We start from the raw sequence: 7,705 nt of genomic DNA on the forward strand, positions 1-7,705 counted from the left end.
ATCGGGGCTCATCTACCGCTCGCCGGGGTTCGAGACCAACGACGCGGGCTTCCTGGGCACCGCCGACCGCGTGAGCTGGGACGCGTCCGTGGGCTACAACCGGTTCCAGCCCATCGGCCCGTTCCGCAGCTTCAACGTGTACCAGAACAACGTGTTCGGCTGGACGACGGACGGCGACCGCACCAGCTACTACACCAACGTCAACGGCAACTTCACGCTCAAGAGCCTGTGGACGGGCTACTGGGGCGTGGGGCGCAGCGCCCAGGGGCTGTCGGTGTCGCAGCTGCGCGGCGGCCCGGCCATCGTCACGCCGGCCAGCTACGAGGCGTGGGCCGGGTTCACCAGCGACAAGCGCAAGCGGGTGTCGTACGGGGTAGACTTTTCCGGGTGGACGGAGGAGGGGACGGACGGCCAGTCGGTCTCGTTCGGCCCGTTCGTGACCATCCGCCCGTCCAGCCGGTTCGACCTGCAGCTGGGGCCGGACTTTACCTGGAACACCAGCGCCTGGCAGTACGTGGGCACGCGGGCGGACCGTAACGCCGCCAACGCGTCCCGCTGGGTGTTCGGCCGGCTGGACCAGACGACGGCCAGCCTTACGGCGCGGCTCAACTACATCTTTACGCCCAACCTGACGTTCCAGCTGTACGCGCAGCCCTTCCTGAGCGCGGGCGACTACGACGGGTTCATGGAGGTGGATGATCCCCGCGCGGACGGGTTCGGCGGCCGCTTCGGCACGCTGGAGGGCGAGGAGATCCGCCAATGCGCCACGGCGGACGGCGGCGTGTTCTACGGCGTGCGCCCCACGGCGGCCGGGTGCGACGACGCGGCGGGCTTCGCGTACCGCATCAACAGCCCCGACTTCAACATCCGCCAGCTGAACACCAACGCGGTGCTGCGGTGGGAGTACCGTCCCGGCAGCACGCTGTTCGTGGTGTGGAGCCAGGGCCGCAGCGACTTCGAGGCGGACGGCCGGTTCCAGCTGCGCCGCAACACGTCGGACCTGTTCCGCGCGCCGGGCACCAACGTGCTGCTCATCAAGGCCAGCTACTGGCTCAACCTGTAGGGGACGGCGGCTGGACAACGCGGACGTGAACGGCCCCGCACCGGCGTACGGTGCGGGGCCGTCTGCATCGGACTAGCTTTGGGAATTCGAGTCACGGGCAGGTCGACACGCGCCAGGATTTCGGGTATATTTCGGTATCACCAGCTTTCCCTGTGAGCATGCACAGCGCACTCGACGTGGCAGCATGGTTCCTGAACGAAGTCGACCGCAAGGCGGGCGATTCCATCACGAGCCTCAAGCTCCAGAAGCTGGTCTACTACGCCCAGGCGTGGGCCGTGGCGCTGCTCGGCCGGCCCCTGTTCGAGGAGAGGGTCGAGGCGTGGGCGCACGGTCCCGTCGTGGACGTGGTGTACCAGGAATACAAGGACCACGGATTCGAGAGCCTGCCGCGCTCGCGGAGACGGCCGCGGTTTGCGCCCGGGGAGCGCGTGCTGCTCGAGGACGTGATGGCCATCTACGGCGAGCACTCCGCCAGGTTCCTCGAGACGCTGACGCACGGCGAGCAGCCGTGGCGGACGGTGTGGGGCGATCTGCCTGCCACGAGCCGCGGCAGGCGGGAGATCCCGCTCTCCCTCATGCGGGAGTTCTACCTTCGGCAGTACGAGAACCGGGAGGAGCCGAACGTGAAGGTGGATCTGAGGCAGATGCGGCCGGAACTGCTGGAGGAAGGGACCATCGCCCTCGCGCCGCTTCCGGAGGATCACTTCCCCGCGGACCATGACGAGTACGTCCGCGCGGTGAACCGCGACCTGGCCGCTCGCCCACGACGTCAACGAAGGCAGTCTTCCGCCGGCGCATGAGCCAGCTCGGAGACATCCACACCCTTCCGCCGGAAGACCGGCCGGACGCGGACGTCAAGCTGGAACGGCCCTGGCTGCTCCTGCACACGCCCAGAATGGAGACTCCGAACTGGGCGTTCGCGTACGGCACCACGCAACCGACCGAGACGGATCTCGGCGCGGCGCCCCTCCGGCTGACCTGGACGCGCAGCCGCTCCCGGCGGCTGGAATCCTCCCGGTTCTATCCAGCCCGGCTGCGCACTCCGGCTCCGGGAGAAGCCGGCACCCGTGTGGGGCGGGCGGACGGCGCGGAGACCCGCATCCGGGCGGCGTTCAGGGACGCGCTGGGGATCGGACAGGGTCGGGGCCGGCGAACCGCACCCGGCGAGCCTGAGCGTGGGCGGATCGTGCGGCTTACCCGCGATGTAGAGATCGGTCTCGACGGCGCGCGGTTCGCCGTGCTGGTTACGCAGGACGAGTACGCACGCGTCCGCCGCTACCAGCAGCTCATCCCCGTGTACGATTCCGGCCAAGTCGAGCCGCAGGAGGGGGAGATCGAGTCGAGTGCGGCGTGGGTCCGGTCGCTGCCCGGGAGCATGAGGACGGCGATCCTGGCCGTGCCGGGCCTGTTCACCGGTTCGGAGCGCCGTCTCCCGTTCAGCCCGGGCCAGATTGCCGGCCTCACGTCGGTGACGGTCGACGCGGAGACGCTCCGTCGTGTCGATGATGCGCTCGTGGCGCATTTCGGCCTTTTGAGCACCACGGCCTGCTGACCAGAAACGCATCGAAAGGTTTCGCGTGCGCAAGGCTCCGCATCCGTCGCTGAAACCGGCGCTTGTCTCCGCGCGTTTCCCCGTGTGGATGAGGCGTTCGTCCGCAACGCAAACGTGAGGGAGCCGATGAGCAGATTCTTCGATGCCGTGAAGGCGGGTGTCCGCGGGGCGATGTCCGAGATGGGCCCGGGCGAGTTCGCGGCAGCGGGGCGCAGGATCGCCTGCACGCACTGCGGCGGCACCCGGTTCGACCGGCGCGAAGCCCAGTTCAACACGTCCGGCGCGACGATGGTGGGGCTGGACTGGATGAACCGGTCCGGCGTGGCCCTGATCTGCGAGACCTGCAGCCTGGTGCAGTGGTTCGCCAGCGCGCCCGAGCGCATCTCGTCGTAACCCCGGCGGACCGCGGATGGCGGACAAAGGCCCCGCATCGTGAGACGATGCGGGGCCTCTCATTATCCTGCCGATCCGCCGCGCGTCAGAACACGCAGCCGGCGCGCGGCGGGATGCTGATGACCGTCATCTCGCCGTCGCGGCGGGGCTGCGCGCACCGGCCCAGCACGTCCGCGCCCAGCGCCTCCGCGTTCAGCTGCGAGGACGGGATGCGCACCTCGGCGGCCGTGGTGTCGTTGTTAAGCGCCACGACGGTGGCCCCGCGGCGGTAGACGTACTGCTGATCCGCGACGAACAGGTTCACCAGCGGGCCCTGGCGCAGCTCGCCGCGCTGGGCGCGCAGGTGCAGCAGCCGCTGCACGTGCGTGAACGTGGCCTGCTCCTCGGGCGTGCGGCCGGACGCCTGGAACGCGTCGCGCGGGTCGCCGCGCCAGCCGCCGGGAAAGTCGCGGCGGTTGTCCGGGTCGCCGCCGCCCGGCATCCCGATCTCGTCGCCGTAGTACAGCAGCGGGGTGCCGCGCGTCGTCAGCAGAAAGGTGTACGCCAGCCGCAGCCCCTCGGGCGTGGCGCCCTGCTCGCCCATGAAGCGCGCCACGTCGTGCAGTCCCAGGAACGTCACCATGGACGCCGGGTCCTCGTACAGGTGGTCGCGCCCCAGCATCTGCACCACCTCGCGCAGGGGCCTGCCCTCCACGAACACCCGGCGCAGGGGAAAGAAGAGGGGAAAGTCGAACAGCGCGTCCACCCCGTCGTCGATGCCGTCCCACCGTGTGCGCCCCCCGCTGAAGAACGCCACGTTGGCCGGATCGCCGTCGAACACTTCGCCCACGACGCGCATCTGGGGATGCTCGCGGCGGATGGCCGCCATCCACTCGCGCCAGAAGGTGCGCGGCACGTACGGCCACGTGTCCTGGCGGATGCCGTCGATGCCGCTCATCCCCGCCCACCACAGCGTGTTCTGGATGATGTAGCGCGCCACCTCGGGGTCGTCCTGGTTCAGGTCCGGCAGGATGTCCACGAACCAGCCGTCCAGCACCGGGCGGCGCAGCTCCGGCGTGGCGTGCGGATCGGCCAGGGCCCAGATCTGCCAGTTGTTGGACAGGTGCCGCTCCACCGTGCCGTTGAACCAGGTGGGCGTGGGCGAGTCGTGCACCCACGGGTGATGCGGGCTGGTGTGGTTGGCCACCATGTCCAGGATGACCTTGATGCCCTGCGCGTGCGCCTCGTCCACCATCCGCCGCAGCGTCTGCATGTCGCCGAAGCGCTCGTCCACGGCGTAGTGGTCGATGGCGTGGTAGCCGTGGTACGCCGTGGTGGGCTGCCCCTCGGCGATCTCGATGCTGTCGAGGGTGTTGGTGTTGTCGTAGATGGGGTTCATCCAGATGGCCGTGACCCCCAGGTCGCGCAGGTACGGCAGCTTCTGGCGAACGCCCTCCAGGTCGCCGCCGTGCCAGCGGCGCAGATGCGACCGGTCCAGAATGCCGCGCGAGACGGCTGGCTGGTCGTTGGACGGGTCGCCGTTGGCAAAGCGGTCCGGCATCAGCAGGTACAGCACGTCGTCCGGCCCGAAGCCCTGGTACCGCCCCGTGGCCGGCAGCGCGGGCGAGACGGTGAACGGCACCCGCGCCGCGCCGCCGCCCGTGCGCAGGGTGAGCGGGTACTGCCCGGCCGCCACGCCGTCGTTCACGGTAACGTCCACGAACGCGTACGTCCCCGCCGCGTTCACCTTGACGTCGCCGCACGCCAGCCGCGGGCACTCCATGCGCGCGTCGGCCAGGTTGCGGCCGTGGATGAGCAGGCGCACGGGGTTGATGGAATGGCCCGCCCACCAGTTGGGCGGATCCACCTTGAGCACCTCCGGCGCCTGCGCGTGCGCGGCGCCGCCGGCGAGCACCGCCGCGGCCAGCGCGGCGACGAAACGAAGCACGGGCTTCATCGGGTCGGGTCTTTGGATGAAGGGATGGAGCGCGCGTGGCCGTTGCTCGCGCCAAGGGCAATTTGCGCACGGATCGCCCCGTCCGACAGGGCGCCGGCGTGACGCCGCGTAGAAGGAGTTGCCTGAAGTGCGCGCCAGGGCGCGATGCGGGTGGAACGGGGTTGCGGCGGATGGGAATACGTGGCTATCCTGGCGTGAACCGTTGGTCGATACATCCACGCGAGGAGGACTCCATGGCCCGCAAGCTCATGCTGCAGCTGGACGCGCTCACGGTCGATTCGTTCGCCACGGGCGCGCAGGCGCTGCCGGTCGGGACGGTGCACGCCAACGAGGCCGTGGCCGTGCCCTGCACCATCGGCTACCCCCTGAGCTGCCCCGCGACGTACCACACCTGCGCCTCGTTCGACCGCGGCTGCCGCGCGGAGTACTGAGGGGCGGTAGATGGGAACGGAGGACTGAGAAGATTGCTGGCTCCATTCCTCCGCTCCGCCTGTCGCGGAAGTCGAAAGGCCCTGCATCGCACGACGATGCAGAGCCTTTCTCTCATCCAGGATCAGCGCATCGCCTCGTCGTCGATCGCTACCGGGGATTCAGGCATCCGCCAGCCACGCCAGCATGCGACCTTGCGACCAGCAGCGCCCGACGGCCTCGGCGCACAGAGTAGAGCGCTCGAACAGCGCCAGGCCGATGATGCTGTGGCCGGACGCGCGACGATCGCCCAGCGTCGGGATCCCTGGCGCCACGCCGACCCCCTCCACAGACACCCAGGCCACCGTGCGGCCGCGCGCCGCCTCGTCCAGGCGGTGCAGAAAGCGCAGGCGGTTCTCCAGCGGAACGTGCGACAGCGCCCACGTCGTGATGACGACCGGCATCGCGTCCGCGGGCACGCGGGTAAAGGCGTCAGGCAATACCTCGACGGCGTTCCCTCGCAGCAGCAGCGGAGGATCGGTCGTGGCCAGCGCGATCTCCGCTTCCAGCTTCGCGGCGTGCTCCGCCTGATCCGGCCATACGCAGGCGCGCATCCACCGGGCGTCGTCCGCGTCCGTCACGTCCACTGGATCGAGGTCGATGCCGATTCGCGCGACAACCTCGGGCAGGGCCCGCGCCGGGAGGGGCCGCTTTCCCACGACGGAGGCCGATTGCCGCACGGGCGAGGACGGATCGCCCAGCGCCTGCCCGTTGCTGTACGTGATGCCCACGCGAGCGACATTCAGATTGAGCCCGGCGGAACAGCCCACGTCGATCAGCCCGACCGCAGTCGCGCCTGCCCGGTGCGCCGCCCCGGCGATGGCCGGATACAGCACGGCATGGCGCCCGGTCTCGTTCGTCCGCACCTGCCGGCGCGCGGCGATGGCCGCGACTTCGTTGGCCATGCGCAGGAGCGTGTCGATGGATGCGCGGGCGGCAGCGTCGGCATCCGCGGCGGCATAGGCTTCGGCGAGCGCCGGGGCGCGTTCGGCGAGGGCAAGGTCGTGCAGCGCCGCGAGGATCAGCGTGGGATGCCGCTTGCGCGCCGGCGCTGCCTCGATGGCGCGCAGCGCCTCGCCGGATTCGCTCAGGGCGATGGCGACGCGCGCGTACAGCGGCGACGTCTCGGCGACATCCACCTCGCCGAAGCGTCGATACACCTGCGCGAGCGTGCGGGTACGGGCCACGGCCTGTCCTGCCTTCTCGACGTTCTCGCCCATCAACGATCAACTCCGATCCTGTACCTTGGCAGAGAAGCACCGTAGGCGATCCTCGAGTCGCTCTTACGAGTAGCCGAGAGCACGTTGTGCCGCAATCTCACCAATCCACTCGCCAACGTACGGACAACAAGACGAAGGCCCTGCATCGCAAAACGATGCAGGGCCTTCACTTACATCTAGTCGGGACGGCCGGATTTGAACCGGCGACCCCCTGAACCCCATTCAGGTGCGCTACCGGGCTGCGCCACGTCCCGAACTCCCGGTCCCCGCCCGCGCCGTAGCGCCGGTGAAGAAGCAAAAACCTAAACGTTTCCGGCGCTCCCGTCAACCCCTGCCCGACATCACTGTGACCAGGGCGGCACCACGCCGTTCATCCGGGCATACGCGATGGACTGTCCCAGGTGCTCGTTCATGTGCGCCACCAGCTGCAGCAGCACCGCCCACTGCGGCACGTCGCGCCCGTACAGACGCGTGGGCGCGGCCAGCTGCTCGTCCGTCATCGCCATCACGGTCTGCCGCACGTGGTCGCGCGAGCGGCGCAGCAGGGCCACCACCTCCGTCTTGGCCGCCGTCTGCTCGGTGGCGTCGGCGTGCAGGCTGTCGGGGTCGGGGACGCCCAGGCTCGTGGCGGGATAGAAGTAGTTGTAGCGGGCCACGTGCGCGTACACCCGCGCCACGGGCATCACGCCCTCGCCGGGGCTCCAGGCGTAGCGGTCCTCGGGCATGGCCTCGGCCAGCTCGATGAACTTTTGCATGGAGTTGTTGAACTGCCGCAGGATCTCCTCCCGGAACCCCGGCGGCGGCGCCTGCGCCCGGGCCGGCCCGGCCGTGAGCAGGAGCAGCGGGAGGACCAGCAGGGGCAGGAGCAGTGCGTTGCGCGGTCTCATCTCAGGCTCCCGAAACTGCAGGGAATAGGGAACAGGGAATAGGGAATAGGGAATAGGGAATAGCCTGCAACGGCCCCACGCATCGGCCCCTGCGCGCCGACCGAGCAAAGAATCTGGTCGAAACCCGGCACGATCCCGCCCGTGCGCGCCGGTTCCGAGAGCAACCCGGCGCACGGGCGAGGTCCA

The 7,705-nt window shown here is 69.5% G+C and carries 8 protein-coding genes and 1 tRNA gene; 5 read left to right on the forward strand and 4 right to left on the reverse strand.

The features are described 5' to 3' along the window. The 4 genes from VFZ20_RS21660 to VFZ20_RS21675 all read left to right on the forward strand — a co-directional run. A partial coding sequence (locus VFZ20_RS21660) for a DUF5916 domain-containing protein (RefSeq protein WP_329686034.1) occupies positions 1 to 1,063 on the forward strand: 1,063 nt, incomplete at its 5' end. A gap of 158 nt (positions 1,064 to 1,221) precedes the next feature. Beyond that, a complete protein-coding gene (locus tag VFZ20_RS21665; RefSeq protein ID WP_329686035.1) occupies positions 1,222 to 1,863 on the forward strand; it encodes a Panacea domain-containing protein in 642 nt (213 codons plus the stop codon). Further along, on the forward strand, positions 1,860 to 2,615 hold the full coding sequence (locus VFZ20_RS21670; protein ID WP_329686036.1) for a hypothetical protein: 756 nt from the start codon (positions 1,860 to 1,862) through the stop codon (positions 2,613 to 2,615). The genes VFZ20_RS21665 and VFZ20_RS21670 overlap by 4 nt, the downstream gene beginning before the upstream one ends. 126 nt (positions 2,616 to 2,741) lie before the next feature. Continuing rightward, positions 2,742 to 3,008, forward strand: coding sequence for a hypothetical protein (locus VFZ20_RS21675; RefSeq protein WP_329686037.1), 267 nt, complete (start codon positions 2,742 to 2,744; stop codon positions 3,006 to 3,008). Positions 3,009 to 3,093: 85 nt separating this feature from the next. Here the strand turns inward: VFZ20_RS21675 and VFZ20_RS21680 are convergent, their stop codons facing one another. Next, complete coding sequence (locus VFZ20_RS21680) at positions 3,094 to 4,944, reverse strand: alpha-amylase family glycosyl hydrolase (protein ID WP_329686038.1); 1,851 nt, start codon at positions 4,942 to 4,944, stop codon at positions 3,094 to 3,096. A 233-nt stretch (positions 4,945 to 5,177) separates the two neighbouring features. Between VFZ20_RS21680 and VFZ20_RS21685 the strand changes: the two genes are divergently transcribed. Then, on the forward strand, positions 5,178 to 5,375 hold the full coding sequence (locus VFZ20_RS21685; protein ID WP_329686039.1) for a hypothetical protein: 198 nt from the start codon (positions 5,178 to 5,180) through the stop codon (positions 5,373 to 5,375). Between the two features lie 159 nt (positions 5,376 to 5,534). On the opposite strand, the gene VFZ20_RS21690 is transcribed toward VFZ20_RS21685, so the two are convergent. The 3 genes from VFZ20_RS21690 to VFZ20_RS21700 form a co-directional block, all read right to left on the reverse strand. After that, on the reverse strand, positions 5,535 to 6,599 hold the full coding sequence (locus tag VFZ20_RS21690; protein ID WP_349264118.1) for a DUF2332 domain-containing protein: 1,065 nt from the start codon (positions 6,597 to 6,599) through the stop codon (positions 5,535 to 5,537). Between the two features lie 213 nt (positions 6,600 to 6,812). Beyond that, positions 6,813 to 6,886 (reverse strand) — tRNA-Pro (locus VFZ20_RS21695). Between the two features lie 87 nt (positions 6,887 to 6,973). Next, on the reverse strand, positions 6,974 to 7,519 hold the full coding sequence (locus tag VFZ20_RS21700) for a DinB family protein (protein WP_329686041.1): 546 nt from the start codon (positions 7,517 to 7,519) through the stop codon (positions 6,974 to 6,976). Positions 7,520 to 7,705 lie beyond the last annotated feature (186 nt).

It is taken from the genome of Longimicrobium sp. (assembly GCF_036280135.1).
GTDB lineage: Bacteria > Gemmatimonadota > Gemmatimonadetes > Longimicrobiales > Longimicrobiaceae > Longimicrobium.

Excerpts from the sequence above, each read along its gene's own strand:
- VFZ20_RS21670 (WP_329686036.1), top strand. The coding sequence starts at position 1,860 with ATGAGCCAGCTCGGAGACATCCACACCCTTCCGCCGGAAGACCGGCCG.
- VFZ20_RS21685 (WP_329686039.1), top strand. The coding sequence starts at position 5,178 with ATGGCCCGCAAGCTCATGCTGCAGCTGGACGCGCTCACGGTCGATTCG.
- VFZ20_RS21700 (WP_329686041.1), bottom strand. The coding sequence starts at position 7,519 with ATGAGACCGCGCAACGCACTGCTCCTGCCCCTGCTGGTCCTCCCGCTG.
- VFZ20_RS21665 (WP_329686035.1), top strand. The coding sequence starts at position 1,222 with ATGCACAGCGCACTCGACGTGGCAGCATGGTTCCTGAACGAAGTCGAC.
- VFZ20_RS21680 (WP_329686038.1), bottom strand. The coding sequence starts at position 4,944 with ATGAAGCCCGTGCTTCGTTTCGTCGCCGCGCTGGCCGCGGCGGTGCTC.
- VFZ20_RS21675 (WP_329686037.1), top strand. The coding sequence starts at position 2,742 with ATGAGCAGATTCTTCGATGCCGTGAAGGCGGGTGTCCGCGGGGCGATG.